The 24,813-nt window shown below is 45.7% G+C and carries 30 protein-coding genes and 1 other RNA gene; 16 read left to right on the top strand and 15 right to left on the bottom strand.

Features of this window, described 5'->3' with window-relative positions; genetic code table 11:
• Positions 1–2 precede the first annotated feature (2 nt).
• Entirely contained in the window at positions 3–455 is a 453-nt protein-coding gene (locus ICW03_RS08210; RefSeq protein WP_215347187.1) for a cytochrome c, read from the bottom strand.
• A 67-nt stretch (positions 456–522) separates the two neighbouring features.
• Positions 523–1,185 carry a site-2 protease family protein gene (locus ICW03_RS08205; protein ID WP_215347184.1) on the bottom strand — a complete coding sequence of 221 codons (663 nt, stop codon included), beginning with the start codon at positions 1,183–1,185 and terminating at the stop codon, positions 523–525.
• A 28-nt stretch (positions 1,186–1,213) separates the two neighbouring features.
• On the opposite strand from ICW03_RS08205, the gene ICW03_RS08200 reads away from it, so the two are divergent.
• From ICW03_RS08200 to ICW03_RS08170, 7 genes are all read left to right on the top strand, one after another.
• Entirely contained in the window at positions 1,214–1,381 is a 168-nt protein-coding gene (locus tag ICW03_RS08200; protein WP_215347183.1) for a hypothetical protein, read from the top strand.
• Between the two features lie 44 nt (positions 1,382–1,425).
• Positions 1,426–1,563 (top strand): hypothetical protein, encoded by a 138-nt coding sequence (locus ICW03_RS08195; protein WP_012358215.1) that lies wholly within the window; start codon positions 1,426–1,428, stop codon positions 1,561–1,563.
• A gap of 9 nt (positions 1,564–1,572) precedes the next feature.
• Positions 1,573–2,352 (top strand): 4,5-DOPA dioxygenase extradiol, encoded by a 780-nt coding sequence (ygiD, locus tag ICW03_RS08190; protein ID WP_215347181.1) that lies wholly within the window; start codon positions 1,573–1,575, stop codon positions 2,350–2,352.
• Between the two features lie 10 nt (positions 2,353–2,362).
• Positions 2,363–2,740, top strand: coding sequence for a fluoride efflux transporter CrcB (crcB, locus tag ICW03_RS08185; RefSeq protein ID WP_215347178.1), 378 nt, complete (start codon positions 2,363–2,365; stop codon positions 2,738–2,740).
• Between the two features lie 98 nt (positions 2,741–2,838).
• Positions 2,839–3,819 (top strand): tripartite tricarboxylate transporter substrate binding protein, encoded by a 981-nt coding sequence (locus tag ICW03_RS08180; protein ID WP_215347177.1) that lies wholly within the window; start codon positions 2,839–2,841, stop codon positions 3,817–3,819.
• A complete protein-coding gene (locus ICW03_RS08175) occupies positions 3,816–4,280 on the top strand; it encodes a tripartite tricarboxylate transporter TctB family protein (protein WP_215347175.1) in 465 nt (154 codons plus the stop codon). The genes ICW03_RS08180 and ICW03_RS08175 overlap by 4 nt, the downstream gene beginning before the upstream one ends.
• A 12-nt stretch (positions 4,281–4,292) precedes the next feature.
• Positions 4,293–5,792, top strand: coding sequence for a tripartite tricarboxylate transporter permease (locus ICW03_RS08170; RefSeq protein ID WP_215347172.1), 1,500 nt, complete (start codon positions 4,293–4,295; stop codon positions 5,790–5,792).
• On the opposite strand, the gene ICW03_RS08165 is transcribed toward ICW03_RS08170, so the two are convergent.
• The 5 genes from ICW03_RS08165 to ICW03_RS08145 form a co-directional block, all read right to left on the bottom strand.
• Entirely contained in the window at positions 5,789–6,310 is a 522-nt protein-coding gene (locus ICW03_RS08165) for a chromate transporter (RefSeq protein WP_215347169.1), read from the bottom strand. The two genes, ICW03_RS08170 and ICW03_RS08165, sit on opposite strands and share 4 nt — an antisense overlap.
• Complete coding sequence (locus tag ICW03_RS08160) at positions 6,307–6,846, bottom strand: chromate transporter (RefSeq protein WP_215347167.1); 540 nt, start codon at positions 6,844–6,846, stop codon at positions 6,307–6,309. The genes ICW03_RS08165 and ICW03_RS08160 overlap by 4 nt, the downstream gene beginning before the upstream one ends.
• Positions 6,847–6,871: 25 nt before the next feature.
• Positions 6,872–7,849 carry a D-2-hydroxyacid dehydrogenase family protein gene (locus ICW03_RS08155; protein WP_215347165.1) on the bottom strand — a complete coding sequence of 326 codons (978 nt, stop codon included), beginning with the start codon at positions 7,847–7,849 and terminating at the stop codon, positions 6,872–6,874.
• Between the two features lie 21 nt (positions 7,850–7,870).
• Positions 7,871–9,244: an MmgE/PrpD family protein gene (locus tag ICW03_RS08150; protein WP_215347163.1), complete on the bottom strand. Its 1,374-nt coding sequence runs from the start codon at positions 9,242–9,244 to the stop codon at positions 7,871–7,873.
• A gap of 65 nt (positions 9,245–9,309) precedes the next feature.
• Positions 9,310–10,314, bottom strand: coding sequence for a tripartite tricarboxylate transporter substrate binding protein (locus tag ICW03_RS08145; RefSeq protein WP_215347161.1), 1,005 nt, complete (start codon positions 10,312–10,314; stop codon positions 9,310–9,312).
• Between the two features lie 92 nt (positions 10,315–10,406).
• Here ICW03_RS08145 and ICW03_RS08140 point away from each other — a divergent pair, with 92 nt between their 5' ends.
• Complete coding sequence (locus ICW03_RS08140; protein WP_215347159.1) at positions 10,407–10,709, top strand: antibiotic biosynthesis monooxygenase; 303 nt, start codon at positions 10,407–10,409, stop codon at positions 10,707–10,709.
• Between the two features lie 35 nt (positions 10,710–10,744).
• Here the strand turns inward: ICW03_RS08140 and pcaD are convergent, their stop codons facing one another.
• The 4 genes from pcaD to ICW03_RS08120 form a co-directional block, all read right to left on the bottom strand.
• Entirely contained in the window at positions 10,745–11,542 is a 798-nt protein-coding gene (gene pcaD, locus ICW03_RS08135) for a 3-oxoadipate enol-lactonase (RefSeq protein ID WP_215347157.1), read from the bottom strand.
• A 12-nt stretch (positions 11,543–11,554) separates the two neighbouring features.
• Positions 11,555–12,529, bottom strand: a complete 975-nt coding sequence (locus ICW03_RS08130) for a tripartite tricarboxylate transporter substrate binding protein (RefSeq protein ID WP_215347155.1) — start codon at positions 12,527–12,529, stop codon at positions 11,555–11,557.
• A gap of 119 nt (positions 12,530–12,648) precedes the next feature.
• Positions 12,649–13,401, bottom strand: coding sequence for a substrate-binding domain-containing protein (locus tag ICW03_RS08125; RefSeq protein WP_215347153.1), 753 nt, complete (start codon positions 13,399–13,401; stop codon positions 12,649–12,651).
• A gap of 2 nt (positions 13,402–13,403) precedes the next feature.
• On the bottom strand, positions 13,404–14,378 hold the full coding sequence (locus ICW03_RS08120; RefSeq protein ID WP_215347151.1) for a tripartite tricarboxylate transporter substrate binding protein: 975 nt from the start codon (positions 14,376–14,378) through the stop codon (positions 13,404–13,406).
• Between the two features lie 113 nt (positions 14,379–14,491).
• On the opposite strand from ICW03_RS08120, the gene ICW03_RS08115 reads away from it, so the two are divergent.
• The gene (locus ICW03_RS08115; RefSeq protein WP_215347149.1) at positions 14,492–15,391 is read left to right on the top strand and encodes a LysR family transcriptional regulator; all 900 of its coding nucleotides are present in this window, start codon (positions 14,492–14,494) and stop codon (positions 15,389–15,391) included.
• An 8-nt stretch (positions 15,392–15,399) separates the two neighbouring features.
• Here the strand turns inward: ICW03_RS08115 and ICW03_RS08110 are convergent, their stop codons facing one another.
• On the bottom strand, positions 15,400–16,176 hold the full coding sequence (locus ICW03_RS08110; RefSeq protein ID WP_215347147.1) for a sulfurtransferase: 777 nt from the start codon (positions 16,174–16,176) through the stop codon (positions 15,400–15,402).
• An 87-nt stretch (positions 16,177–16,263) separates the two neighbouring features.
• Between ICW03_RS08110 and ICW03_RS08105 the strand changes: the two genes are divergently transcribed.
• From ICW03_RS08105 to ICW03_RS08075, 7 genes are all read left to right on the top strand, one after another.
• Positions 16,264–17,259 (top strand): tripartite tricarboxylate transporter substrate binding protein, encoded by a 996-nt coding sequence (locus tag ICW03_RS08105; protein WP_215347146.1) that lies wholly within the window; start codon positions 16,264–16,266, stop codon positions 17,257–17,259.
• A 9-nt stretch (positions 17,260–17,268) separates the two neighbouring features.
• The gene (locus ICW03_RS08100) at positions 17,269–17,820 is read left to right on the top strand and encodes a carboxymuconolactone decarboxylase family protein (RefSeq protein ID WP_215347144.1); all 552 of its coding nucleotides are present in this window, start codon (positions 17,269–17,271) and stop codon (positions 17,818–17,820) included.
• 21 nt (positions 17,821–17,841) lie between these two features.
• The gene (locus tag ICW03_RS08095) at positions 17,842–18,696 is read left to right on the top strand and encodes a pirin family protein (RefSeq protein ID WP_215347142.1); all 855 of its coding nucleotides are present in this window, start codon (positions 17,842–17,844) and stop codon (positions 18,694–18,696) included.
• A complete protein-coding gene (locus ICW03_RS08090; RefSeq protein ID WP_215347140.1) occupies positions 18,697–19,872 on the top strand; it encodes a class I SAM-dependent methyltransferase in 1,176 nt (391 codons plus the stop codon).
• Positions 19,873–20,106: 234 nt separating this feature from the next.
• Positions 20,107–20,595: an energy transducer TonB gene (locus ICW03_RS08085; protein ID WP_215347138.1), complete on the top strand. Its 489-nt coding sequence runs from the start codon at positions 20,107–20,109 to the stop codon at positions 20,593–20,595.
• Between the two features lie 3 nt (positions 20,596–20,598).
• Positions 20,599–20,778 carry a hemin uptake protein HemP gene (gene hemP, locus ICW03_RS08080; RefSeq protein ID WP_371819867.1) on the top strand — a complete coding sequence of 60 codons (180 nt, stop codon included), beginning with the start codon at positions 20,599–20,601 and terminating at the stop codon, positions 20,776–20,778.
• An 84-nt stretch (positions 20,779–20,862) separates the two neighbouring features.
• Complete coding sequence (locus ICW03_RS08075) at positions 20,863–22,941, top strand: TonB-dependent receptor domain-containing protein (protein WP_215347136.1); 2,079 nt, start codon at positions 20,863–20,865, stop codon at positions 22,939–22,941.
• 73 nt (positions 22,942–23,014) lie between these two features.
• Here ICW03_RS08075 and ssrA read toward each other — a convergent pair.
• From ssrA to ubiG, 3 genes are all read right to left on the bottom strand, one after another.
• Positions 23,015–23,373, bottom strand: a transfer-messenger RNA (tmRNA) gene (gene ssrA / locus ICW03_RS08070).
• 60 nt (positions 23,374–23,433) lie between these two features.
• On the bottom strand, positions 23,434–24,114 hold the full coding sequence (locus ICW03_RS08065) for an HAD family hydrolase (RefSeq protein ID WP_215347134.1): 681 nt from the start codon (positions 24,112–24,114) through the stop codon (positions 23,434–23,436).
• 7 nt (positions 24,115–24,121) lie between these two features.
• Complete coding sequence (gene ubiG / locus ICW03_RS08060) at positions 24,122–24,811, bottom strand: bifunctional 2-polyprenyl-6-hydroxyphenol methylase/3-demethylubiquinol 3-O-methyltransferase UbiG (RefSeq protein WP_215347132.1); 690 nt, start codon at positions 24,809–24,811, stop codon at positions 24,122–24,124.
• Between the last annotated feature and the right edge of the window lie 2 nt (positions 24,812–24,813).

Raw genomic sequence — 24,813 nt, 5'->3', positions numbered from 1 at the left:
GCTTATTTCTTTTTGAAATCGTCGTGGCAGCCTTTGCAGGTTGCGCCAGCTGCACCAAAAGCTTTCTTGATGCTCTCTAAATCGCCGGACTGAGCTGCTTTATTCAGGTCTACTACAGCTAACTGCATTTTGTCAGCAGCAGCTTTGAATTTAGCGCTGTCGGACCACACGGCTGCTTGGGCTTTGCCACCTTCAGTGCTTGGGCCAAATGCTTGCCATGGTAGGGGAGAGAGGGTTGCAACGATTGCTGCATTCTTAGCTACCTCATCTTTGTTGTAAGGTGCTTCGCCCTTAACAACAGCGCCAATTTTTCCGAATGAGTTTGCCATCACGGTAAATGCGCTTTGACGATATTTAATAGCGTCTTCTGGTTTTTGGAATTGCGCAAATGCTATGCCTGCGCCAATCGATAAAACAGTTGCGGTGCTTGCTAAAACTAATTTTTGTAATTTCATGATGGTTCTCCTAATTGAGGTGCGCTAAGTGGTTTCAGAATATCCCAGAATAAACCTTTCCGCTTGCCTAAAAGATCATTCTGAGGGGGCTAGTGAGTAAAAGAATGAGCCATTCAAAGAAGTTCATCAGTGGAGTCATCCATAAAGTGCTTATGACGCCAGTAAATACAAGTCCCAAGACAATAAAAAAGCCCCAAGGCTCCAACTTGCCCAGGGCAATGGATTGGCGGGCTGGAAGTAGGCTTGCCAGAACTCGTCCTCCATCCAAAGGGGGTAGGGGAAATAGGTTGAATACCAATAGACCTAGATTCCAGGTGATGCCAGCTTGTGACATGGAAATCAGAAATTTCTCATCTATTCCAAATCCCACTAAACCAATGAGAAGGATTAGCCAAATCAGCGCCTGGATAAAGTTGGATCCCGGTCCTGCTAATGCAACCCATATTGAGTCTATTCTGGGATTTCTGAGGCGCCCAAAATTCACAGGCACTGGCTTGGCATAGCCCACCAAAAAAGGGGATCCAGTCAAAAGTAAGACCAGCGGGATCAAAATGGTTCCTACGGGATCTATATGTTTGGCGGGGTTTAAGCTGACTCGCCCCAGCATATATGCCGTGTTATCACCAAATCTACGAGCGGCGTAACCATGGGCTGCTTCGTGGATGGTGATGGCAAAAATCAAGGGAATCGCGTTAATAGCTACAGCTTGGATAGAATAGTCGGTAATCATGGCAATATGATATCCATAGGAGCTCAAAGTGACTGACGAAAAGAAACCAGATTCAAAGACCCCGGTTAAGGCAGCAATTGCCAAGCCGCCAGCACGCCCACCCGTCCCAAAAGGCCCATCTGGACCTGCTGGAAGGCCTCAGGCAGGCTTTGGTGGGGGAAAAGGCATGATGCGTAAGGCTGGTCGCGGTCGATAGTGGATAATTACCCCACTCATTAATGTGTTTACAGAGGATTTAGCATGAACGAATGGCATAACGAATCAAAAGAAGAAATCAACAAAAAGATCATTACATTGATCGTGATGTTGGGCGCCGCTACTAGCTTGGCTATTTTGTTTGCTTTGGTTGCAGCTCATACAGGTTACGTATTCGGTTAATTTGCATTAATGACTAGCCATCGCCAACCTGCAGTATTTGCTGGCCATGGCAGTCCAATGTACGCCATAGAGCCCAACCGCTATACAGCGGCCTGGTCTGCTCTAGGAAAAACATTCAAACGTCCAGACGCCATATTGGTGATCTCGGCCCATTGGGTAACTCGTGGAGTATGGGTTACCGCAATGTCCAAGCCCAAAACAATTCACGACTTCGGTGGCTTTCCACAAACGCTTTTTGATGTTCAATACCCCGCACCAGGCAGTCCCGCTTTAGCAGACCGCGTGCAAGAGTTATTAAGCGTTCCCGTAGTGCTTGAAGAAAATGAATGGGGCATTGACCATGGCGCATGGTCAGTCCTAAAGTATCTCTATCCGAAGGCTGATGTCCCGGTAGTGCAGGTGAGTTTGGATGGATCAATGTCAGCGCGTGAGCATTATGAATTGGCAAAGCAACTGCGCCCATTGCGTGATGAAAATATTCTCATTTTGTCGAGTGGTAATGTGGTTCATAACTTGCGCACTATTCATTGGCAAGAAGATGCTCAGCCCTATCCTTGGGCAAAAGAATTTAACGACTTTTTTATATCTGAAATGCATGCGAATCATCATGATCCTCTCATCGAGTGGGAGCGTTATGGTGATTCAGCACATCTTTCAATTCCCACTGCAGAGCATTACTGGCCCGCTCTGTACACCCTCGCCTTGCAAGAAGAGGGTGAGCAAGTAAAAATCTATGCTGATGGCATAGAGATGAGTTCAATTAGCATGCTAGGTTTCTCCATTCAATAAAGAACAGATTATGTGGCTATCGATCTTTGCAATTTTCTTTGGTGCCGGTTTAGGGGCTTTACTGAGAGCGGGCTTTAATTTTTTGGCGGTTGGTATTGCATCAACTATTCCAATGGGCACCTTCATTTCCAATATGGTGGGCGGCTACTTAATTGGTATCGCCGTAGCTTTCTTTGGCAATAACCCCAGCCTTTCCCCTGAGTGGAGATTGTTTGTCATTACTGGATTTTTGGGCGGCTTAACAACTTTCTCGAGTTTTTCAGCGGAGGTGGTGGCATTTATCCAGCGTGGGGAGTTGGGTTGGGCGCTTGGTACAGCCCTACTGCATCTCGTCGGATCTTTGGTGTTGACCCTCCTGGGTATTTGGACATTTCAGACATTTCGCTAGTCCCCGCTAGTTTTTGTTAAATTTAGGTATGGTTTGCGGTACAAGTTTTGCGGCACTGCAATAAGAATGCAGTTTATAAATAAATATAAGGATAAAAAATGAAGACAACTCGTAGAGACTTTTTGACATATGGTTCCGCATTTGCCTTGGTAAATAGCGTACCCTCTTTTGCATTTGCACAAAGCAAGCCTTTGTTTGAATCCATCAATATGTTTATTCCAGCGGCGCCTGGTGGTGGCTGGGATAGCACTGGTAGAGCGATTGAGGTGGCAGCCAAAGATGCTGGCCTAGTAGGCTCTTTCCAGTTTGAGAACGTCGGTGGTGCTGGCGGTATGGTGGGATTACCGCGCTTTGTAAATCAGCGTAAGGGCCAAGCCAATGCATTGATGGTTGGTGGCTCAGTAATGGTTGGTGCTGCAATTACCAATAAGAGTCCAGTCACTATGTCTGACGTTACTCCAATTGCTTGCTTAACTGAAGAGGCTGGAATTATCGTGGTGCCAACAGACGGCAAGATTAAGTCTTGGAAAGATTTCGAAGAGGCAATTAAAGCGAATCCAAAATCAGTTTCAGTTGCCGGTGGTAGCGCTGGTGGTACAGACCATCAACTCTTGGGTTTAATTATCAAAGCATTGGGTAAGAACCCGCGTGATGCAGCTTATGTTGCTTTCGCTGGTGGTGGCCCTGCTAATGCTGCCATCTTGGGTGGTCAAGTAGTTGCTGGTATCTCTGGCTACTCTGAGTTCGCAGAACAAATTAAAGCTGGAAAAATGAAGGCAATCGCCGTGTCTGGCAACAAGCGCATTCCAGGTGTAGATGTACCTACGCTAAAAGAATTGGGTGTTAATGTCACTGCAGCAAATTGGCGTGGTATTTTCGGTGCCCCTGGAATTAATGCCGCTCAAAAAACTGCCTTGATTGAGTTGGCGACAAAGATTCATGCAACCAAAGGTTGGGCTGAGACTCTCGAGAAAAGAAAGTGGACTGATGCCTTTGTAGCAGGCGCTGCATTTGATGCGCAATTGAAAAAATACATTGCAGAAACTGAGACTGTTCTCAAAGAGTTAGGTCTAGCATGAGTACCCGTTTAGTTGCCAGCTTTTTGCTGGTGTTTTGTGGGGTAGCAATTTGGCAGGTTCTCAGTATTCCAGAGTCCACTATGTACTCTGAGGTTGGTCCCGTGTTAGCCCCATCAATCCTAGTGGCTCTGCTCTCTTTGCTTGGCGTGTTTTATTTGCTCAGCACTATTAGCAGCAAGGCACCTGACTGCGTTCATCATGAGGATGAGCGTCCGCTTCCAGGTGGATCAAAGCGTGTTATGTTCCTCCTGGGTGGTGGCCTTGCTTTCATTCTGCTGACTAAGTTGATTGGCTTTTTGATTCCTGCAACGCTCTGTGGTTTGGGTGTATCGATGGCATTTGATGCTAAGTTCAATATCAAAACTATCTTGATGGTCCTTGCCATCGCGGGCGCCTTTTGGACGCTCTTCTCGGCGCTTCTCGGGGTTGATTTGGGCCCACTCGTTAATTTTAGTTTCTAAGTAAAGATCGTTATGAGCTCATTTGACTCCCTGATGCAGGGTTTTGCTGTCGCCTTGCAACCGATGACTTTGATGTATGGATTTTTAGGTTGCTTAGTAGGCACTTTGGTTGGAGTGCTTCCTGGTATCGGACCTGCACTCACAATTGCGTTACTACTCCCGTTAACTTTTAAAGTCCCCGCTACCGCTATTTTTGTTTTGTTTGCTGGTATTTATTACGGCGCGATGTATGGCGGCTCCACCACATCTATTTTGTTAAACACTCCTGGCGAATCAGCCACGATTGTGACCTCTCTTGAGGGCAATAAGATGGCGCGTCGCGGCAGGGCAGGTCCAGCACTTGCTACGGCTGCAATTGGTAGCTTCGTGGCTGGAACAATCGGCACAATTGCGCTAACCTTCTTCGCCCCTTGGGTCGTAGATGCGGCGCTGGCATTTGGGCCTGCAGAATATTTCAGTTTGATGATGCTGGCCTTGGTAACAGTTTCTGCAGTTTTGGGTAGCTCAGCTTTGCGTGGTTTGATTAGCTTGGTGGCCGGTCTCTTGTTTGGTTTGATCGGCATCGACTTGCAAACAGGTCAACCTCGCTTTACTTTTGGTCAACCCGAGTTTTTGGACGGCATTGAAGTGACGATTGTTGCTGTCGGTTTATTTGCGATTGGCGAAGCTTTGTATTTGGCTTGGCAAGGTAAAGAAAACAAAAAGACTGAAGTGCTTGCGGTATCTGGAAGCCTTTGGCTTTCTAAGGAAGATTTTGCTAGGTCCTGGAAGGCGTGGATTCGGGGCAGTTTATTAGGCTTCCCAATTGGTGCCATGCCGGCAGGTGGTGCAGAGTTGCCCACTTTGCTTTCTTACTTTGCCGAGAAGAAGTTGTCCAAAAAGCCTGAGGAATTTGGTCACGGGGCAATTGAAGGTGTAGCTGGACCGGAGGCTGCCAATAATGCATCTGCTGCCGGCGTGCTCATGCCTTTGCTAACCCTGGGTATTCCAACTTCTGCAACTGCGGCGATTATTTTGTCCGCGTTTGAGTCTTACGGTATTCAGGTAGGGCCGACATTGTTCGCTCAACAAAGTGGCCTAGTGTGGACCTTAATTGCCAGCTTATATATCGGTAACGTAATCTTGTTGGTATTAAACCTTCCTTTAGTCGGGCTATGGGTGAAGTTGTTGAAGATTCCACCGCAATGGCTCTACGCTGGCATCGTGGTGATTTCAGTGGCGGGTGTATATGGCTCGTCTAACTCAGTATTTGATGTAGGTCTACTGTTCTTCTTTGGGTTCCTTGGTTTTGGAATGCGTCGCTTTGATTTTCCTGCGGCACCAATGATTATTGGTTTGATCTTAGGCCCGATGGCAGAGCAATCGATGCGTCAAGCTTTAACTATTAGCCAGGGTAATTGGTCAACATTCTTTACACGACCAATCTCCGGCACATTGATGGCAGTTGCTATTGCGCTGTTGGTGATCCCGAACGTATTGCGGTTTATTAGATCCCGTAAAGCTGCAGCTTAAATTAAACCCGCTCCACCTAGTATTGCTCCGAGCGCAATGAGGTAGAGCGGATGAATTTTAGAGAACTGAGTAATTACCACAACCGCGATCGTTAAAATGATTGCTGTCCAGTGGTCATTAAAGCCAACCGTTAATTTCCAAGAAGAAGTGAGTATGAGTCCGATGGCTAGAGCTGCTGCAGCGTACTGGATAATTTTCTTCTTCTCTGGGTCTTTGATGCTGGTGATGTAGCGCTCTAGATAAAAAACCATGACTGAGGATGGCCAGCAGGTGGCTATCGATGCTACAACGGCGCCTAGAACGCCATAAACATGCCAGCCCACCAAAGTAATAGTCATGAAATTTGGCCCAGGAGCTGCCTGAGCAATCGCGAAATAATCCGCAAAGGTGGCCGCATCTATCCAATGCTCTTGATTAACGGCTAAGTCCAATAGCGATGGGAGTACTGCAATAATTCCGCCAAACGCAACAAAGGAAAACAGGGAGAGCTTAATAAATAAGCTAAGCAGTAAGGTCATACCTTTCTTGCCTTTCTTCTGGCAAAGAAATAGGCAATAGGCGCAACGATAAGCACCACCCAACCAAGCGCTAGATCAAAATAAATGCCGACAAGTAAGGTTAGGCCAATGACAAAAAGCATGGGTGGATAACGATATTCATCCTTCAGCATTTTGAATCCAGTGCTAGCAATTAATCCAACACCTACGGCAGCAATTCCTTTGAGTGCTCCTTTAACGTATTCGATGTAGCTGAAATGCTCATAAAGGATGGCAAGCAAAATGACGATGAAGATAGGCCCAGTGGTTAAGCCGGCTACTGCTGCAATCGCTCCCCTCGCTCCGCAGAAACGAGAGCCAACACAAACGCCAACGTTGATCACGTTCGGTCCAGGCATAATTTGACATACCCCTAAGATGGCGCTGAATTCTTCTGATGTGAGCAGCTTATCTTTTTCTACCAAGCCCCTGCGAGCCCAGGGAAGCACGCCCCCGAATCCTGAAAGACCAATCTTGCTAAAGCAGATAAAGAGCTGTAATGGTGTCAGCGTTTTCAAGAACGGGTGCGCTTTACGGCAGGAATTATTTCGGGGTGAAAGGGTGTGGTACAGGCTTACCGTCTAGCCATGCTTCTAATGTTTCGGTAATGCCTTTTGAGAAGGTGGCAAAGATGGGTTCGGCTATAAATCCTAGATGCGGTGTTACCAATAGATTGGGTGTGTTTCGCAGTGGATCCTTCTCTGGTAACGGTTCAACATCAAATACATCGACTGCAGCTTGTCCTGGTTTGCCAAGAGCTAATGCCTTTTGTAAATCATTCATATTGATAAGAGCGGCTCTTGAAGTATTTATAAGGATAGAGTCGGGCCGCATGAGCGCTAATTGATCGGCGCTAATAAGCCCCTTGGTACCTGGTCCAGCTACCAAATGCATTGTGACAATTTTTGATGTTTTAAGTAACTCCTCAAGGTTCACGGACTTTGCATTTTCAACAGCAGCCCTTTCCGGAGTCATTCTGGGGCTCCAGGTAACCACTTCCATACCAAGTGCCGCCCCAACTCTTGCAACGCGACTACCAATTGAGCCTAAACCCATCACACCAAGACGTTCACCGGAAAGCATTGGTAAAACAGAAAGCTGATCACGCCAACCGCCAGAAGAAATCAATTTGTTTTGCTCAACCAGGCGCTTAGACGCCCCTAGAATTAGCGCCCAGGTTAGTTCGGTAGTGGTTTCTTTAGAGGGTCCCCCAGGGGTGCATGCCATTGGAATGTTGCGAGCAACTAAGGCAGATGCCTCTAGCGTGCCGTTACGCTCGCCAGTAAACATTAGAAATTTAAGTTTTGGAAGGCGCGCAATTATCGCCTCATCAAATGGGGCGCGGTCTCTGACAATCGCAATAGCGTCAGCATCTTTTACAGCTTCGTATAAAGCTTCGCCACGCAAAGGCTCATGGTGAATAGTCAGATTTGCTTTTTGGTCTAATACACCCCAATTAGAAAATCGTTTTAATGCACGCTCGTAATCTCCGAGAATAACGATGCTTGGTAACGAAGCCATGTAATTGATGCTTTCAGAAAATTAATCAGGGGTGCACAAAGAGAGAATCTGTTTTAGGTCAGAAGCCTGTCCTAACTTCCAGAGTGCCGCAATTAATTGGCGTGTTTTCTCTTTGCCAATAACTGGCTCTGCCAAGCTAGTAAATTTTTGCTCTAAGTTGGCATCACTCATTGGGTTCTCAACGGAGCCGATGGCATTCTTAACAAAAATATGCACTTCTTTACCGTCCTTTAGGAACGCCTTCACGTCAACAGAAGCTTCGCTGATAGAGGTATCGGTAGTCGCATTCACTTTAGCGCGTAAAGCAACTACATCAGGACGGTTGACGATATCGTCTGCATATTCGCCTTCGCCTGCTTGACCAAAAATGAGTCCAACAGCGCAGCCATGGTAGACGCTGAACTTGCCTTCAAGTCCATCTTTAGGTGTTTTCTTGCCTGTTAACTCAAGCACAAGTGGATGAACGCGTAATTCAATACGCTCAACATCTTCAGCCTTAACGCCTTGAGAACGCAATTGGGCGCAAGCATCAATCGCTGGATGAATCACAATGCCGCAAGCGAATGGTTTGTAAGTGTTCAAAGAAATCTCAAAAGATTTTCCAAGTTCACGATCAATTTCGGACCAATCGCATTTAGTGGAAACGGTTTGCATGTAACCGCGACCAGCTTCAAGTGCTTTAGGGCTAGCAGTAAAACCATGTTTTGCTAATAATGCTGACAGTTGGCCTGCACGCGCTGCACCACCTGGATGAAATGGCTTGGTCATGGTGCCAAATTGTTCACGCATGCCTACAGGCTGTGAAGCAGCAATTCCCAAGGCCATTGTTGTCTTTTGGAGGTCTAAACCCATCAGGCGTGAGCAAGCAGCTGCAGAGCCAAGCATGCCGGTCGAACCAGTGATATGCCAGCCGCGATGGTAGTGGTCTGGGTACATGGCGTTGCCAACTCGGCAAGCAACATCGATTCCTAAGATGAGCGAGTCGATGATTTGACGGCCATTTACATTAGTATGTTCGCCTAAGGCCAGGATGGCGGAGGCTACGGGGCCAGCAGGGTGAATCACCGTTTTGAGATGGGTATCGTCAAAGTCAAAGGTGTGAGAGCTAATGCCGTTGATCAGCGCAGCGCCACCCATATCCACTTTGTCTTTTCTACCCAAAATACTGGCTTGTGGCGCAGGCTGAAACTCACGAATGGCGGCGAGTGAAGACTCTACGCTTTCATGGTTGGCGGCACCGATAGCGCATCCCAGCCAATTTAAGAAAGTGCGATGCGCTTCATGATCTACTTCTGGTGTCCATCCTTGACTGGGATGTGAGGTAACAAACTCAGCCAAAATTTTGGTAACTGGTGGTGCATTCAGGTCTGCTGCTGCAGCAATAGCGTGTGACATTTTATTTCCTAGTGAATTTCAATAATTAAGATGTTTGTATTTCAGTTTTTCTTTATGAGATGGGGTTAATCAATCTCAATTTTTCGATCCTTGGCAACTTTGGTCCAGCGGGCAATATCTTCTTTAATGTAAGTACCAAACTGTTGTGGCGTCATTGGCATTAAAGTCATTGCTTCGCTTGTCATTTTGTCTGAAAACTCTGGGGTTGCTAGCGCTTTGTTTAATTCAGCATTTAATTTGGCAATAATTGGCTCAGGCATATTTGCTGGACCAACAATGCCGTACCACTGCTGGCCTTCAAAGCCGTTGTAGCCTAATTCTTTAAAGGTTGGAATGTTAGGTGCCGCAGGGTTACGTTTTGGTCCGGTTACAGCAAGTGCGCGTACTCTATTAGATTTCAAGTAAGGCATTGCAGCAAATAGGGTTGGGAACATTGCCTGGGTTTGGCCTGCTAATAAATCAGTGTAAGCAGGGCCAACACCGCGATATGGAACATGCACCATGAAAATGTTGGCTGCAAGTTTAAATTGCTCCATTCCAAGGTGAGTCAATGTTCCTGGGCCTGCTGATCCATAACTAAGCTTGGCAGGATTCTTCTTTGCGTAATCAACAAACTCTTTTAGGTTATTAATCGGCAAGTCAGGATTAATTACTAAGGCATTAGGTGTTGCACCAATCATGCCCACTGGAGAAAAATCTTTAATGGCATCGTAAGGAAGTTTTCTTACTGCTGGGTTGGTGCCATGTGTTCCAACATATGCCACCATTAAGGTGTAGCCATCTGGTGTTGCTTTGGCTACCGCTTGGGAAGCAATAGAGCCACCACCACCACCAATATTTTCAACAATAATTGTCTGGCCAAGCGACTTTGACATTCTCTCAGCCAGGGTGCGAGCGATATTGTCGAGTCCACCTCCGGCTGCTACGGGAGCAATTAGCTTAATAGGCTTAGTAGGGTAAGTGGTAGCAGCTGTTTGGGCGTTTGCACTCAGGCCAAACGTCAAACCTGTTGCCAAAGCTAGCAGGGGGCATAAAAAACTTGGTAGTTTCTGTAAAGAGTATTTAGACATGTCTCGGTCCAGTTTATTATTTATTGTTAATGTAGTACTGCTGGTAGACAATTCTACTATTGATGGCAAATATTTTTTGAGCGGGGAAGCGTATGATTTTGGAGCACTGTGACATTGAGATTGACCCAGCCAAACAGGCAGAATTTGAGAAGGCCATATTGCATGGGGCTGAGACGGTCATCTCAAAAGCAAAGGGATTTCAGGGGTTTAAGGTGAACCATAGCTTGGAAAACCCCGCGCGCTACCTCTTGCTGATTTATTGGGATACGCTGGAAAACCACACCATTGATTTTCGAGGTTCTGCAGCTTTTGCTGATTGGCGGGCTATTGTTGGGCCATTTTTTGCCAAACCACCAGTGGTCGAGCACATGACTTTAGTGGGAAAGTCTAGCTGATATATCCATAGGTGGGGCGCAAGAGATTGCGCCTCTTATAGAAAGTTATTCAGCCTATAAAAGTCCATCAAATATTGATTAAATATTTCTGGCTGTTCAATATTGGAAATATGCCCAGCATTAGGAATTTCATGGAACTGAGCACCTAGCATTTTCTCTTTCATTGACCTTGCCATATGTGGGGGAGTGCCATGATCGTGCTCTCCAACCATAATCAATGTTGGGCATTTGATTTCACTTAAGCGATCAAATGTATTGATGTGTGAAATTGCTTCACAGCAACCACAAAATCCATTTACTGAGGTGCTAGCAATGCCTTCTGCAATTTCTTGAATGATGACTGGATTATCCCTTCGAAAATCATCCGCAAACCAGCGCTTGAGAGTGCTCTCAACCATTGCCGTCATGCCCTCGGCCTTTGCCTGAGAAATTCTCTCGCCCCACATTTGCTTTGCATTGTCAGGGCGTTTGCTAGTTGTGTCTGCCAAAACAAGAGATTCGAATAATTGAGGATATTTCAGGATTAAGGTCTGACCTATCATGCCGCCCATAGACAGCCCAAGCCAGTGTGTACGGCTTATTTCAAGTGACTGGAATAAATCAATGGCATCTTCCGCAAGATCATCTAACGTATACGGATCTAATGGAGCAGAGCTATTGCCATGTCCACGAGTGTCAAATCGTAATACTTTGAAATGCTTAGTTAGTAGCGGCATCTGTGGATGCCACATACTCATATTGCTTGCTAAGGAATGGGACAGGGTGAGCCACGGCCCATTACCTTCAATCGCATAGGCTATTTGATTGCCTTGACTGGTGATGATTTCATTCATGACTAAGATGCTTTACTCGGGTTTGATTCCTGATAATTTTGCCAAGCGAGCAAATTCAATAATTTCCGCTGCAATTAATTTATCAAACTGATCAGGAGTGCTAGACACGGCAGTGGTTCCAAGCTCGTCAAAACGTTCCTTCACGCTTGGTAACTCCAGGATCCGTTTTACTTCAGAAGCAATTTTTTGAAGAATGGGTTTTGGCGTTTTTGCCGGTGCAACCAAGCCATACCAGAACTCCCATTTGTATCCCGGTACTCCAGATTCTGAAACAGTGGGTAAGTTAGGTAGATCTTTAAATCTTTTTGTGCTGGTGATTGCAATAGCGCGTACTTTGCCGGATTTCACCAGGTTAATAGCGCTGGCATAGGGGCTGATAAAAAAGTCCACCCTCCCGGACATGACCTCGGTAATGGCATCGGGAATACCCTTTGTGGGAATATGCAATAGCTCAACACCAGCCTTTGCTTGAATTAGTTCTGCCGCAAAGTGAGAGCCGCTTCCCACCCCAGCAGAGCTATAAGTTACTTTGCCTGGGTATTTAGTTGCATATTCAAGCAACTCTTTCATGGTATTCACTTTGAGATTGGGTGAAATCAACACCAAAGCAGGGCCCGTGGCGGTTAAAGTAATTCCAGAGAAATCCTTAATGGGATCAAAGGCCATGGATGAGTAAATGGCTGGTGATATTGCAAAAGCCGAAGAAATAGATAGTAGGGTGTATCCATCGGATGGGGCGTTTGCAACTAATTGTGCGGCGATATTGCTGCCAGCGCCAAGCTTATTTTCTACGACTACCGGCTGCTTCCAATTCTCACTCATATGCTGCCCGATAATTCTAGCTGCTATATCTGGTACACCGCCAGGAGAGAAACCCACAACAATCTTTATGGGTTGGGTGGGATAACTCTGGGCGCTAAGTGTGCCAGTAAATAGGCAAATAATTGCCAAAAGAATGTGTTTTAGTAGGTTGGAAGGAGTGCGCATTTTTCAAATTTGAATAGTATTTTGGTAATCCTAATCATATTTGAAAGTTGGGCCAAGTGGGGGATGGGTGCTACATAAAGTCCCAACCCCTTTTGCCTATGTGTGCCAAGCTCTTGGACTTAGTTAAGCCAGGGAGCCTTTGCAAGCACAGGCTTTAAACCCGTCTTGCTAATTTGATCTGCAACTTCTACTGACGCGAGGAATTCAACAAGATGACGAGCCTGTTCTTCTTGCTTGGTATCACTTCCGATGCCAGCTGAAAAGAAAAACGATCTTTGCGCTTCTGGTGGTAGATCCCTCAGGATTTTAATGCCTTGAATAGGTAGCAATTCACTCATTTGCTGAAAGCCGAGATCGGCTTCGTTTCTCATGAGGATTGTGCCCACTCTTTCACTAAAGATTTTTTTAGCTTTGACAGACATTTCTTCTGCTATACCTAGCTGTGGAAATAATTCTGTAGAAAGATAGGTGCCACTCGCACTAGCGGAGTAAGCAATTCTTCCGTAAGTCAGCATGGCATGCTTGAAAGACTCTAGGGTGCTCAAATCCGGCTCTGGATCACCCGCACGAACAGCGGCAGCAATGTGTGACGAAACCAAATCCACGCGAGTATTGTTTTTAATTTGACCCTCTTGAATAAAGTTTTCAAGAGCGGAGCCAGCCAAAATAAAGACATCAAATTTTTGGCCCTCACTCAATCTTGTTGGGATTGAGTCATGAGCTGCGCCAATAGAGGAGCCAAACGATAGCTCAACCTGGGTTTGATATTGCTTCTCGTAGATTGGTACTAAATCCTTTAAGGCCGCTGCGAAAGCCCCTGAAGTAATGACTTTCAGGGGGCCTTCGGGCGAAATAGTTACGCTTCTCAACATTATTAATCAGCAGTAATTTTTGCGCTATCCACTAACTTCTTCCAGCGAACCACTTCTTTTTGAACTAAGCTTTTCAGCTGTGCAGGTGTACCTGTTTCTACTTCTGCACCTTGATCTTCAATCTTTTTCTCATTCGCCTTATCGTTTAAGGTGAGGTTGAGTTCTTTATTCAAGCGATCAATGATTGGCTTTGGAGTTTTTGCTGGAGCAAATAAGGCGTACCACTGTGTGACATTCATATTTGGTATGCCTTGTTCTTTTAATGTAGGAACATTTGGAAGAACAGATGAACGTTTGTCACCAGCAATGCCCAGAGCCTTTAACTTGCCGCCAGCCACTTGTGGATATGCACTAAATAAACTTGGGAACATCACTTGAGTGGTGCCGCCAATAGTGTCAACAATCGCAGGCGCGGAACCTTTGTAAGGTACGTGCAGCATTTGTGTGCCGGTATTGATTTGGAATAATTCAGCAGCTAAATGAGGGGCTGTACCTTTGCCAGCAGAGGCATAGCTAATCGTATCTGGCTTTGCTTTGAGCATGGCAACCAGGTCTTTAGCATTATTCACGGGCAAGTTATTGGTAACAACCAATAAGGTTGGTGAGTTTGCAACCATACCAATTGGTTCAAAGTCGGCAATAGGGTCGTACTTTAATTTCTGTAAAGCAGGATTGATGCCGTGCGTTGCGATGTAACCAAAAAGAATCGTGTAGCCATCTGGAGCTGCACGAGCCACGAACTCAGTGGCGATTGCGCCATTGGCACCGGGTTTGTTTTCCACAATCACGGGCTGACCCATTCTTTGGCTTAGGCCTTGACCAATAATGCGGGCCATAGCGTCATTTGCGCCACCGGGTGCGGTTGGCACAACGATAGTGATAGTTTTGGTTGGATACGCTTGAGCAAATACCGCCGAAGATAGGAAGGCGGGAATACACAAAGTGCTCAAAATCAGGGCTTTTAGTTTGGTTTTCATTGAAAGTCTCCGTAAAGTTTCTTTTTTCATGCTTGGCAGGATTTTTGCATTATTCCTTCATTTTGCATATTGCAATATTATTAAGTACTAATGCGTTCAACACATCAATATCTATGACAATTAACTTTGATCTACATGATTTACAGGCTTTTGTAGCTGCCGCCGAGATTAAAAGCTTCAAAAAGGCAGCTGAGTCGATCAATATTTCCCAGCCCGCCTTCAGTCGTCGCATTGAGAAGCTTGAGTCAGCTTTGGGGGTCAAGCTCATAGATCGCGATACTCGAAATATGGAGCTCACTTCCATCGGGCGTGATTTTGCAAAAAAATCCAAATTTTTATTAGAGGGCTTGGATGAGGCTCTTTTAGGGATTGAAGGGGTTGGTGGTGGGCGAATGGGTGAAATTACGATCGCCTGCGTTCCTTCCGCGGTCTATTACTTTTTGCCGCAGGTATTGAGTAAGTACCATGAACTCTTTCCAAAGATTCGCATCAAGATTCATGATGCAAGTGCCAATGAGGTGCTTTCAATTGTCGCTAGCGGGGAAGCTGACTTTGGAGTGAACTTTGTTGGTAGCGATGAATCTAATATTGAATTTAAAACGATTTTTGAAGAGCAGTTTGTAGTGGCTTGTCGAAAAGATCACATTCTCAGCAAAAAGAAAAAAGTCACTTGGGAAGAGGTTAGCAAATATGACTTCATGACCGTTTCAAAATCCTCAGGAAATCGAATGTTGATTGACCTTGCCTTGGCGGGAAAATCACAAGCCCCCAATATCATTTACGAAGCTCAGCACGTCACCACACTACTCGGTTTGGTCGAGGCTGGGATGGGTATAGCGGTAGTGCCTTCTTTAGCGATGCCAAGTAAAGACCACCCGGTGTTAGCAAGCGTTCCCTTGGTTGATCCCGTTGTATCCAGGCGGATTGGGTTGATCAGCAAGAAAGGGCGTAGTCTTGCACCTGCAGCTGAAAAGCTATATGAATTATTGTTAGCCTTGAGTAGAAATAATTAATTTGCTACTTAAGATTGCTCTGCTTTCGCTTTTCTTCTGACGGTGCGTTCGACTGGAGTAATGCTCAGATCGGGATCAAGGGCTTCACGCTCATCAAAAACAAAGCAGCTGCCCTTGTAGTGGGCGGACCCAACCTCTTCAAAGTATTTCAAGATGCCGCCCTCCAATTGGTAACTATGTTCCATGCCAATTTCACGCATGTACAACCCTGATTTTTCGCAGCGAATACCGCCAGTACAAAAACTGACTAGTGTTTTATCAACCAACTCTTCTTTGTGTGCGGAAATGGCTGCTGGAAACTCGGTGAACTTTTCAATATTGAAATGCAGTGCATGTTCAAAGGTGCCGTAATCAACTTCAAACGCGTTGCGTGTATCCACCATCACCACTGGGCGACCAAGATCATCTGTGCCACGGTCAAGCCATTCCTGTAATTTTTTTGGTGAAATAAATTTGGCTCGACCCTCTTCTGGGCGGATGGCTGGGTGATTCATTCGAATGATCTCATTCTTGAGTTTGATGAGCATTTTCTTGAATGGCTGATCTTCCGACCAACTTTCTTTTGCTTCGAGTGGTTGAAAGCGAGGGTCAATTCTTAGCCAGTCTAAAAAGCCGCGCAACTCATCGGTCCCGCCAGCCAGAAACATATTAATTCCCTCGCCGGTTAAGAGGATAGTTCCTTTGAGGTGGCGCGTATTGCACTGCTCCAGCATCTTGGCGCGCAACTCCTCTAGGTTATCCAGACTGACAAATAAGTAGGCGGCAATATTTAAAATTGACTTCATTTTCTTTTCCATCAAGCAACCTATGCATTATCGAGCAAACGGATCTCCTGGGTGTTAATCTAGGAGCCTAATAAAAGGAGACATTTCATGCTGTGTTTACAGAAAATAGCAAAAAGCGCCTTGTTTTTTGCTTTATTTGCCGTTAGTGCCCTGGGCATCGCCCAAACTTCTGGGGTAGGTTCTTGGCCCACGCAAAAGCCGATTCGCTTAATTGCCGTTTTCCCGCCAGGCGGATCCGTAGACCAGGTGGCTCGAGTTTTAGCGCCAGCCTTGCAATCTGAGCTCAAGCAAAATGTGATTGTTGAAAATATTGGCGGTGCCTCCGGCGTCATCGGTACAGCGGCAATGACCCGCTCTGATCCTGATGGCTACACATTCGCAGTGGTATTTGATACCCACGGGGTTAATCCAAGTCTTAAAGACAAGCTTCCCTACGACACTATTAAGGATATTAACCCGGTCATTTTGGTGGGAACCTCACCAATGGTTTTGGTGGCGAGCAAGAAATCAGGCATTACCAGCTTTAAGCAGTTGGTTGATATGTCTAAGTCGGGCAAGCAATTTAGCTATGGCTCTATCGGCATAGGCAGTCTCGGCCATTTGGCGATGGCGCGCCTTGCAAAACAAGCTGGCTTTGATTGGAACCATATCCCTTATCGCGGAGGCGGCCCCTTAATGCAAGATTCATTGGGTGGTCAGGTTGAATTAGCGGTTGGCTCAGAGTTTTTGGTAAAGCCGCATATTGATAGTGGTGGCGTAGTTCCCTTAGTAATTACAACAGCGAAGAGATCTCCTTCATTACCTAACGTGCCAACTATTTCCGAAAGTGGATTCCCAGGTTTTAGCGCTCCTGCGTGGTGGGCTGTATTAGCCCCAGGAAAAACACCGCCAGCCATCCTGGATGCAATGAATAAGGCATTGAATAAGGCTCTTAAAACGCCGGCAGTGGCTGAAAAATTCAAAGCTCAAGGAATTGAGATTATTGGTGGATCATCTGAAACAGCCCGTGAGTTTATCGGCAAACAGGTCGGCATCTGGGGCAAGTTTGTTATCGAAAACAATATTAAAGAAACTTCTCAGTAAAAGGTATTTATGTCAGAACGTTTAATTCCGTATCAGCCAATGGATTTGGCAGAGCCTGCTGAGTTGGTTGCCGCCATTCGTAAAAGACGTGGTGGTCAATTCATTAACTTGGATCGTATGCTCTTGCATAGTGTGCCAATTGCTGAAGGCTGGAATCATTTCATTGGCGAGATTAGGAATAATTTATCTTTAGATCCCAAGTTGCGTGAGTTAGCTATGTGTGGTGTGGCGGTGCTCAATGGTGCTGAGTATGAATTCTTTCACCATGCGCCACCCTTCAAGAAGGCGGGTGGAACAGAGGAACAGGTTCAAGGCTTGCGCCTCATTGGGCAAGCGACTTTCCCAAAAGATTTATTTTCGCCGGTAGAAAATGATGCCGCTGAACTCACTTTACAGATGACGCGAAATATCAAGGTGGATCCTGATTTGATGAAGCGTTTACAAAAGGCATTGGGAAGTACTGATGCGGTAGAGTTGGTAACGGTAATTGCCGCTTACAACATGGTGTCCCGCTTCTTAATCGCGCTAGACGTCAATCCTGAAGATCATCCTCCTGCTTAAAAGACTGATGAGTTAATCAACATGATCCGCAATATTCAAACGATTATTCCTGGCATAGCTACTTCTGATGGAGCGGGTGTAAAGTTGCGCCGCAGTCTTGGTGGGCAGAATCAAGTTAGGCTAGACCCTTTTTTGATGCTTGATGAGTTTTCTTCAAACGATCCGAATGATTATGTGGCAGGTTTTCCAGCTCATCCGCATCGAGGATTTGAGACTGTGACCTATATGCTTGAGGGTCATATGCTGCATGAAGATCACCTTGGAAATCAAGGTCACCTTAAGACTGGTGGCGTGCAGTGGATGACAGCGGGGCGCGGGATTATTCATTCTGAGATGCCTCAACAGGTGAGTGGTGCCATGCGCGGTTTTCAACTGTGGATTAACTTGCCTGCAAAAGAAAAGATGAAGCCTGCTGGGTATAAAGATATTCAGGTTGAGGATATTCCCCAGATTACATTAAGTAATGGTGGTGCAGTCAAAGTGATTGCCGGCAGATATCACCAGGATGACAAAGAAGTGCAAGGCCCGATTCAAGGAATTACCACTTCACCTTTATTTTTAGATGTGCACTTGTCCCCTCATGCGGAATTTGAACATCGCATTCCTAAAGAGCTTAATGCTTTCGTTTATGTATATGAAGGTGAGCTAGAAATAGGCGGCCCAATGATGCCGGCGCCAAAGCAAGCCGCAATTGTGCTTGGGGATGGAGACCGTTTAAAAGCGAAGGCAGGGTCTGCTGGTGCGCAATTTATTGTCCTTGCCGCTTTACCGCTCCATGAGCCTATTGTTCAATATGGCCCCTTTGTCATGAATACACGTGCCGAGATTGAGCAGGCTATTGATGATTATCAAAATAACCGTCTTGTGGTTTCCTAGGTGGCCCTATCAACAACAATTCAGTGGGAGGATGGCGGGCAAATCCATAGCGCTAACTGGCATTCTGAAAATGGCATTGCTCCCCATAAAAAGATTCAGATTGCTGATGACACTCTAACCGCAGATATTGCTTATCGTCTGGCTTGTGAAGGCACGGCAATTCTGTATAAGGGGGACTTTCAGAATGCCCGACAACTTTTGCAGGCTTTGGTGCGAAGAGTGGATAGGCCTTCCAAGAAATCCTCAAGAGCTGATCGAGTTGCAAAAGAGAAAAGCAAAAGCCCGCTAGACACATTCAATCTTCACCGCCTTACCCAATCGCAGCGTGCTCGTATTTTGGGAATGGTGTTGATACCAGTTAACGCTGATCACAGTATCTCATTAAGACGTGCCCCAGATGTTGCTCAAGCTTGCTTGGAGGCTTATGGCGAGCAGACAGTATCTTATGTTATCTCACTGCGTGAGCTGCTCGGCGTCATTAGTGCCCATGAGTGGCGCAAGACGGGTGTTCAAGTTCTTACTAGGGATGATGAAGAGGTTCGCATCCATCCACACTATGGTGTTTTCTCTCCAGTGCGTAGTGAGTACATTAATTTAGTTCTGAAAGCTCCGCTGCCAGAAGCCATAAAACAAAGCTCTACAGCTTTTGATATTGGCACGGGTACTGGAGTTTTAGCGGTTGTTTTGGCTCTGCGCGATATTCAGAAAATTATTGCGACGGATTTAAATGATCGAGCTATTGAGTGCGCTCAAGATAATGTAGACCATCTAGGACTAAAAGCACAGATTGAAATTCGTAAAACTAATCTTTTCCCAGAGGATAAAGCAACGCTCATTGTTTGTAATCCACCTTGGCTGCCAGCAAGACCTAGCTCCTCTCTGGAGCATGCGGTATATGACCCTGAGAGTCAGATGCTAAAAGGTTTCTTGCATGGATTAAAAAACCACCTGCTTCCGAAAGGCGAGGGCTGGCTCATCCTGTCTGACTTGGCGGAGCATTTAGGTTTGCGAACTAGAGAAGAGCTTCTTGATTGGATTGAGCAAGCTGGTTTAAAAGTAGTTGCGCGTTTAGATACTAAGCCTACGCATCAAAAAGTATTTGATAAAGCGGATGCATTACATGCTGCACGCTCTCAAGAAGTAACTTCACTTTGGCGGTTGACCTTAAAGCCGTAGCACATTTAATAGCCCTACAATACCCGTCCCCATTGGGTTCATGGTTGTTTATCAATAGCATCATCCTTAAAATCATTAAGACCAATTGATAACTTACTACAAGTTATATCGGTAAGTTGACTTGTGTTTTTTGCAATAATTTTTTAAGGAAGCGATTTGCGCCATAGTTATTCAATTAGAAATGTTTTACTAATTTCAGGCGTAGCAGCCACTCATCTACTATTTTTACTAGGCTTGCTGTCCGTATCTTTTTCTAGAGAGGAATCATTCGTACCGGGGAATATCTTAGTGAGTTTGGTGGGCGAAAGAGCGGATGACTTTGCACCGAAAAAATCTAAAGCTATGCCTCGATTTAATGCATTCGCAAGCCAGGAAAATCTCGGTTCAATGCAGGTGAACGAGGATCCATCAGCCACCGGAGCTGAGGGTGTAGGTCATTTAGCGAGCGGTGAAGCTAGGCAGACTTTACATAACCCAAAACCCTATTACCCATTGGCTAGTAGGAGGTTAAGAGAGCAGGGTTTAGTAATTGTTAAGCTCTGTGTGAATGAGCAAGGCATTGTGCTGGAGGCTGGCATCTCTAAGAGCTCGGGCTTTCATGGCTTGGATCAATCGGCCCTAACAACCCTGGCGCAGTGGAGATTTACTCCAGTTACAGCTAATTACACCAGGCTTTCCTCGCAGTGCTTTCAGACTCCCGTGCAATTTACCTTGGAGGGGTAGTCTTTGGGTGAGAAAAACACTTTGAATCTTGAATCCCCAAACAAAAGCTGTGTTCGTTGTTTGCCAAAAATAATTTCGAGTGAGGCGCTATTGGGTCAGATGAAGCAGATTTGTATTCTGCATGATGGGCATGTATATCAATTGCGTATCACTAAACTGGGAAAGCTCATATTGACTAAGTAGGAATTAAATCGGTTACTAGCCAGCAAGAGCATTTTCATATGCATATAGCCAGCGATTTTTTGTTGTTATCACTGGAGATGGTATATGAAGCATCAAGAAGTTTTTCGCTCTCGAAACAGGCTGGCCTGGTTCTCATCGGTTGCATTGTTGTATGGCAGCTCATTTTCAAATTGGGTGTGTGCTCAGGATATTGAGTTACCCAGAATCGATATTGTTGGCCGCGAGGAAAATGCGCTAAGCAAAATTCCAGGAACAGTTGACGTTATTAACCAAAAGAAGATGGAGGAGTTGCAGCCTCAGTCTTTACAGGATGTCTTGAGGACAATCCCGGGCGTCAATATTCGTGGCGATGAAGGCGGCTTGGGATCTATTCCGAATATTGGAATTCGTGGCTTAAATCCGAGTCGTAGCTCAAAAGTATTGCTCTTGGAGGATGGGGCACCAATCCAGCCAAGCTTATTTATTTCAAATGCTTCGTATTACAGCCCACCGGTTGAACGAATCGGCGGAATTGAGGTCTTGAAAGGGGCATCAGGATTGCAATATGGGCCATCTAATATTGGTGGTGTAGTTAACTACCTCAGTAAAACGCCTTCTCAGGGATTCAAGTTAACTGGCAAGGTGGGTAATTATGGTTATCGCTTGGCTGAGATTGAAGCGGGAGGAAAGTCATCTTCGAATGGTGCAATTGGAGGAGTAAATCTGATCCAATCTGATTCGAGTGGATACCAGGGTAATGGTTTTAAGATGTACGACATCTTGATGAAAGGCGGTATTGAAATTGCGCAAAATCAGTGGCTTAGTTTGAAATATACGCACTACGATAACAACATCAACACCTCCTATGTAGGTCTGCGTCCTACGCAATATATTAATCGCAGCAAAGTTAATCCAGCGCCAAACGATCGCTTCATTACCCAAAGAAACGCCGTAGATATCAATCACTCATTAGAAATTAACCCGGATACTAAGATCAATACCTTGATGTATTGGAGTAAGTTATCACGAAACTACTGGCGACAAAGTATTGTGAAGCGGACACAAGACGCTACGATCTTTAAGGCTTGTAATATTGGTGCAGACTGCCTGGTAGGTCGAAATCGAGAGTTTCAAATGCTAGGCTTGGATTCTCGGATAAGTCATGCTTACAAAGCTTTGGGAATCGCTAATGAGGCAGAGTTTGGCGTGCGTTTGCATACTGAATCTCAAATCAACCAACTGGTGAGCTCGAAAACACTGGCCTACTCCGGCCGAATTTCTATGCATGAGGAAAATAGAGCTAACTCACTTGCGATGTATGCTCAAAATCGCCTCTTGTTAACTAAGGACTTTGCTCTGACGCCAGGGGTGCGCGTCGAAAGCTATAACCAAACTCGGTCTAATGTCATTACGAATAAAAGTGGTGGCGCTAAGAATGTGGAAACCATTCCACAGATTGGAGCTACTTGGCAATTAGTGCCGCAAGCTCAGGCATATGGCAGCATTTATAAAGGGTTTGCTCCGGCGCAATTGGCATCTGCGATTGATGACAAGGGGGTTGATCAGCAGTTAGCTCCAGAACGCTCTACCAATATGGAATTGGGATTGCGCGGTCGGTCAGGTGCGTTTTCTTATGATTCAGCCATCTTTAGCATGAATTTTAGCAATCAAATTGTGAATCAAAGTTTGGCTGCAGGTATTTCAAAGGCCAATGGAGGTAAAAGTTTGCACCAGGGTGCCGAGGCATCCCTGGGGTATGAGTTGGGTCGCGGTTGGGCCATTAATGCCAATGCCACTTACATAACTGTTGCAAAATTTGTTGGGACGAATTCTTTGGGGCGAGATGGTAACCGCATTCCTTACACTCCTAAGCTAACGTCTAACCTGGGTGTTAGTTACGAAAAAAATGGCTTCAATACCTTAGTTAGTTTGAATTATGTTTCTGCGCAGTATGCTGACTCAGCAAATACTATGGTTCAAAACACCATTGGAACTCTAGGCGAGGTGCCTGCATTTGCAACGGTAAATTGGAGTGCTAACTACGCCCTTAATAAGGATTGGAAGGTATTTGGCGTGATCAATAATGTCTTTGATAAAAGGTATATCTCTAGTCGCAGTCCGGATGGCATATTTGCTGGCGCACCACTTAATTTTCAAGCTGGCATGAGCTATCAATTCAATTGATGCGAATAATGGATTGCTAAGAAGGTCAAACGCCACCTTGGTGGGTGGCGTTTGTTTGTTACTGACTTCAATTTGGTGGAACCGGCGGGAATCGAACCCGCGTCCGCAAATCCTCCACAACAAGTTCTACATACTTAGTCATATCATTTGATTTAATCAGCTAGGCACGGACTGACACGTTCCCCGCTGACGATTCACTAAGTTTTCGTACTATTCTTCGTGACACAAAATAGTCTTATCTCTTGTATATGACCCTGATGTAGCTTGCGCTACCTGACCCAAGAGAGAATCAGTTCAGGGGCAACCGCAATTAAGCGGCTAGTGCGTAACGTTCGTCGTTAGCAGTTATTACATTCCCATTGATTTACGAGATAACGGGTCCTCGGTATGCCCTTGATGCTTTGTAACCCACGTCGAAACCATGTCGGTCCCAGATTGCATGCATTGGAACTTCTTATTTTAAAGCCGCTAGCTTTAAATTGTTGAATATCTTTATTCCCTGCTGGGAAAGATGATTTGCAGTAAATCTAGTGGGGTATCAATGATGTAATCCGCTCCCCAAGCCTCTGGGGGCTCTTTGCAGCCACAGTAGCCATAAGCGGCTGCCACAGTCTTCATACCAGCGGCTTTGCCTGCTAAAACGTCTCTAATATCGTCTCCAACATAAATTGATTTACTTGGATCAATGTTGCTAGCTCTAGCTGCATGGAGAATTGGCTCTGGATGCGGCTTTGAGAATGGTGTTGTGTCGCCGGAGACGGTGGAGATAGCCCTTTGTCGCAGACCCATAAGGTCGGTTAAAGGATTGGTAAAGCGCTCGCTTTTATTGGTGATGATTCCCCAGGGCAGGTTCGCAGCATCCATTTGATCAAGTAAATGATCGATGCCGTCAAATAGCTTGCTGTCAATTAGTAGAGCTTTTTCATAGTTACCGAAAAACTCATCACGAAGCACAGCAAAATCCTCGTGATCCGGACTGATTCCAAAAGCACCCTCAAGTAAGCCGCGGGCACCAGCTGAAGCATAGGGGCGCAAAAACTCATATGGCTTAGGTGCGAGATTGCGGGCAACTAGTAATTTGTTTGCGGCTGCCACTAAATCTGGAGCGGTATCTGCAAGCGTGCCATCTAAATCAAAAAAGATACCTTCATAAGGGCTGTAAAGCTTGCTCATCTATCAATCACTTTCTAACAGCAATCATGTAGTTCACATCCACATCGTCGCCTAGGCTGTATACCTGAGTAAATGGGTTGTAGCTCAACCCTTTGATGCCGATCATCTCAAGGTCCGCATGTCGTGTAAAGGCAACTAGTTCCGATGGCTTGATAAATTTAGCGTATTCGTGAGTACCTTTGGGGAGTAGCTTAAGGATGTACTCGGCGCCAATAATCGCAAATAAGTAGGACTTAGGGCTGCGATTAAGGGTGCTAAAAAATAATGTGCCCCCGGGTTTGCAGAGTTTGGCGCAAGCACGAACTACAGATGCAGGATCGGGAACGTGCTCAAGCATTTCCATACAAGTGACTACGTCATATTGCTCTGGCTGCTCATCAGCGAGAGCTTCCGCTGATATAGAGCGGTAGGTGAGTTTGGCGCCCACTTCAAGTGCATGTAACTCTGCAACCTTTAGCGCCTTTTCAGATAAATCAATACCGGTTGTATCTGCGCCTGATTGAGAAATAGATTCCGCCAATATGCCACCGCCACATCCAATATCAACCACCTTTTTGCCATTCAAGTCGACAAAGGATTTAATCCAATTCAATCGTAACGGGTTGATGGCGTGTAGGGGTTTGAATTCGCTATTAGGGTCCCACCAGCGATGGGCTAGGGCGCTAAATTTGGCGATTTCTGATTGGTCGACGTTCATGG

Origin of the sequence: Polynucleobacter sp. MWH-Aus1W21, assembly GCF_018687275.1 — a bacterium.
Lineage (GTDB): Bacteria > Pseudomonadota > Gammaproteobacteria > Burkholderiales > Burkholderiaceae > Polynucleobacter.
This window is presented reverse-complemented; position numbering and strand designations above follow the sequence as displayed.

Excerpts from the sequence above, each read along its gene's own strand:
- ICW03_RS08210 (WP_215347187.1), bottom strand. The coding sequence starts at position 455 with ATGAAATTACAAAAATTAGTTTTAGCAAGCACCGCAACTGTTTTATCG.
- ICW03_RS08205 (WP_215347184.1), bottom strand. The coding sequence starts at position 1,185 with ATGATTACCGACTATTCTATCCAAGCTGTAGCTATTAACGCGATTCCC.
- ICW03_RS08195 (WP_012358215.1), top strand. The coding sequence starts at position 1,426 with ATGAACGAATGGCATAACGAATCAAAAGAAGAAATCAACAAAAAGATC.
- ygiD (WP_215347181.1), top strand. The coding sequence starts at position 1,573 with ATGACTAGCCATCGCCAACCTGCAGTATTTGCTGGCCATGGCAGTCCA.
- crcB (WP_215347178.1), top strand. The coding sequence starts at position 2,363 with ATGTGGCTATCGATCTTTGCAATTTTCTTTGGTGCCGGTTTAGGGGCT.
- ICW03_RS08180 (WP_215347177.1), top strand. The coding sequence starts at position 2,839 with ATGAAGACAACTCGTAGAGACTTTTTGACATATGGTTCCGCATTTGCC.
- ICW03_RS08175 (WP_215347175.1), top strand. The coding sequence starts at position 3,816 with ATGAGTACCCGTTTAGTTGCCAGCTTTTTGCTGGTGTTTTGTGGGGTA.
- ICW03_RS08170 (WP_215347172.1), top strand. The coding sequence starts at position 4,293 with ATGAGCTCATTTGACTCCCTGATGCAGGGTTTTGCTGTCGCCTTGCAA.
- ICW03_RS08165 (WP_215347169.1), bottom strand. The coding sequence starts at position 6,310 with ATGACCTTACTGCTTAGCTTATTTATTAAGCTCTCCCTGTTTTCCTTT.
- ICW03_RS08155 (WP_215347165.1), bottom strand. The coding sequence starts at position 7,849 with ATGGCTTCGTTACCAAGCATCGTTATTCTCGGAGATTACGAGCGTGCA.
- ICW03_RS08150 (WP_215347163.1), bottom strand. The coding sequence starts at position 9,244 with ATGTCACACGCTATTGCTGCAGCAGCAGACCTGAATGCACCACCAGTT.
- ICW03_RS08145 (WP_215347161.1), bottom strand. The coding sequence starts at position 10,314 with ATGTCTAAATACTCTTTACAGAAACTACCAAGTTTTTTATGCCCCCTG.
- ICW03_RS08140 (WP_215347159.1), top strand. The coding sequence starts at position 10,407 with ATGATTTTGGAGCACTGTGACATTGAGATTGACCCAGCCAAACAGGCA.
- pcaD (WP_215347157.1), bottom strand. The coding sequence starts at position 11,542 with ATGAATGAAATCATCACCAGTCAAGGCAATCAAATAGCCTATGCGATT.
- ICW03_RS08130 (WP_215347155.1), bottom strand. The coding sequence starts at position 12,529 with ATGCGCACTCCTTCCAACCTACTAAAACACATTCTTTTGGCAATTATT.
- ICW03_RS08125 (WP_215347153.1), bottom strand. The coding sequence starts at position 13,401 with ATGTTGAGAAGCGTAACTATTTCGCCCGAAGGCCCCCTGAAAGTCATT.
- ICW03_RS08120 (WP_215347151.1), bottom strand. The coding sequence starts at position 14,378 with ATGAAAACCAAACTAAAAGCCCTGATTTTGAGCACTTTGTGTATTCCC.
- ICW03_RS08115 (WP_215347149.1), top strand. The coding sequence starts at position 14,492 with ATGACAATTAACTTTGATCTACATGATTTACAGGCTTTTGTAGCTGCC.
- ICW03_RS08110 (WP_215347147.1), bottom strand. The coding sequence starts at position 16,176 with ATGAAGTCAATTTTAAATATTGCCGCCTACTTATTTGTCAGTCTGGAT.
- ICW03_RS08105 (WP_215347146.1), top strand. The coding sequence starts at position 16,264 with ATGCTGTGTTTACAGAAAATAGCAAAAAGCGCCTTGTTTTTTGCTTTA.
- ICW03_RS08100 (WP_215347144.1), top strand. The coding sequence starts at position 17,269 with ATGTCAGAACGTTTAATTCCGTATCAGCCAATGGATTTGGCAGAGCCT.
- ICW03_RS08095 (WP_215347142.1), top strand. The coding sequence starts at position 17,842 with ATGATCCGCAATATTCAAACGATTATTCCTGGCATAGCTACTTCTGAT.
- ICW03_RS08075 (WP_215347136.1), top strand. The coding sequence starts at position 20,863 with ATGAAGCATCAAGAAGTTTTTCGCTCTCGAAACAGGCTGGCCTGGTTC.
- ICW03_RS08065 (WP_215347134.1), bottom strand. The coding sequence starts at position 24,114 with ATGAGCAAGCTTTACAGCCCTTATGAAGGTATCTTTTTTGATTTAGAT.
- ubiG (WP_215347132.1), bottom strand. The coding sequence starts at position 24,811 with ATGAACGTCGACCAATCAGAAATCGCCAAATTTAGCGCCCTAGCCCAT.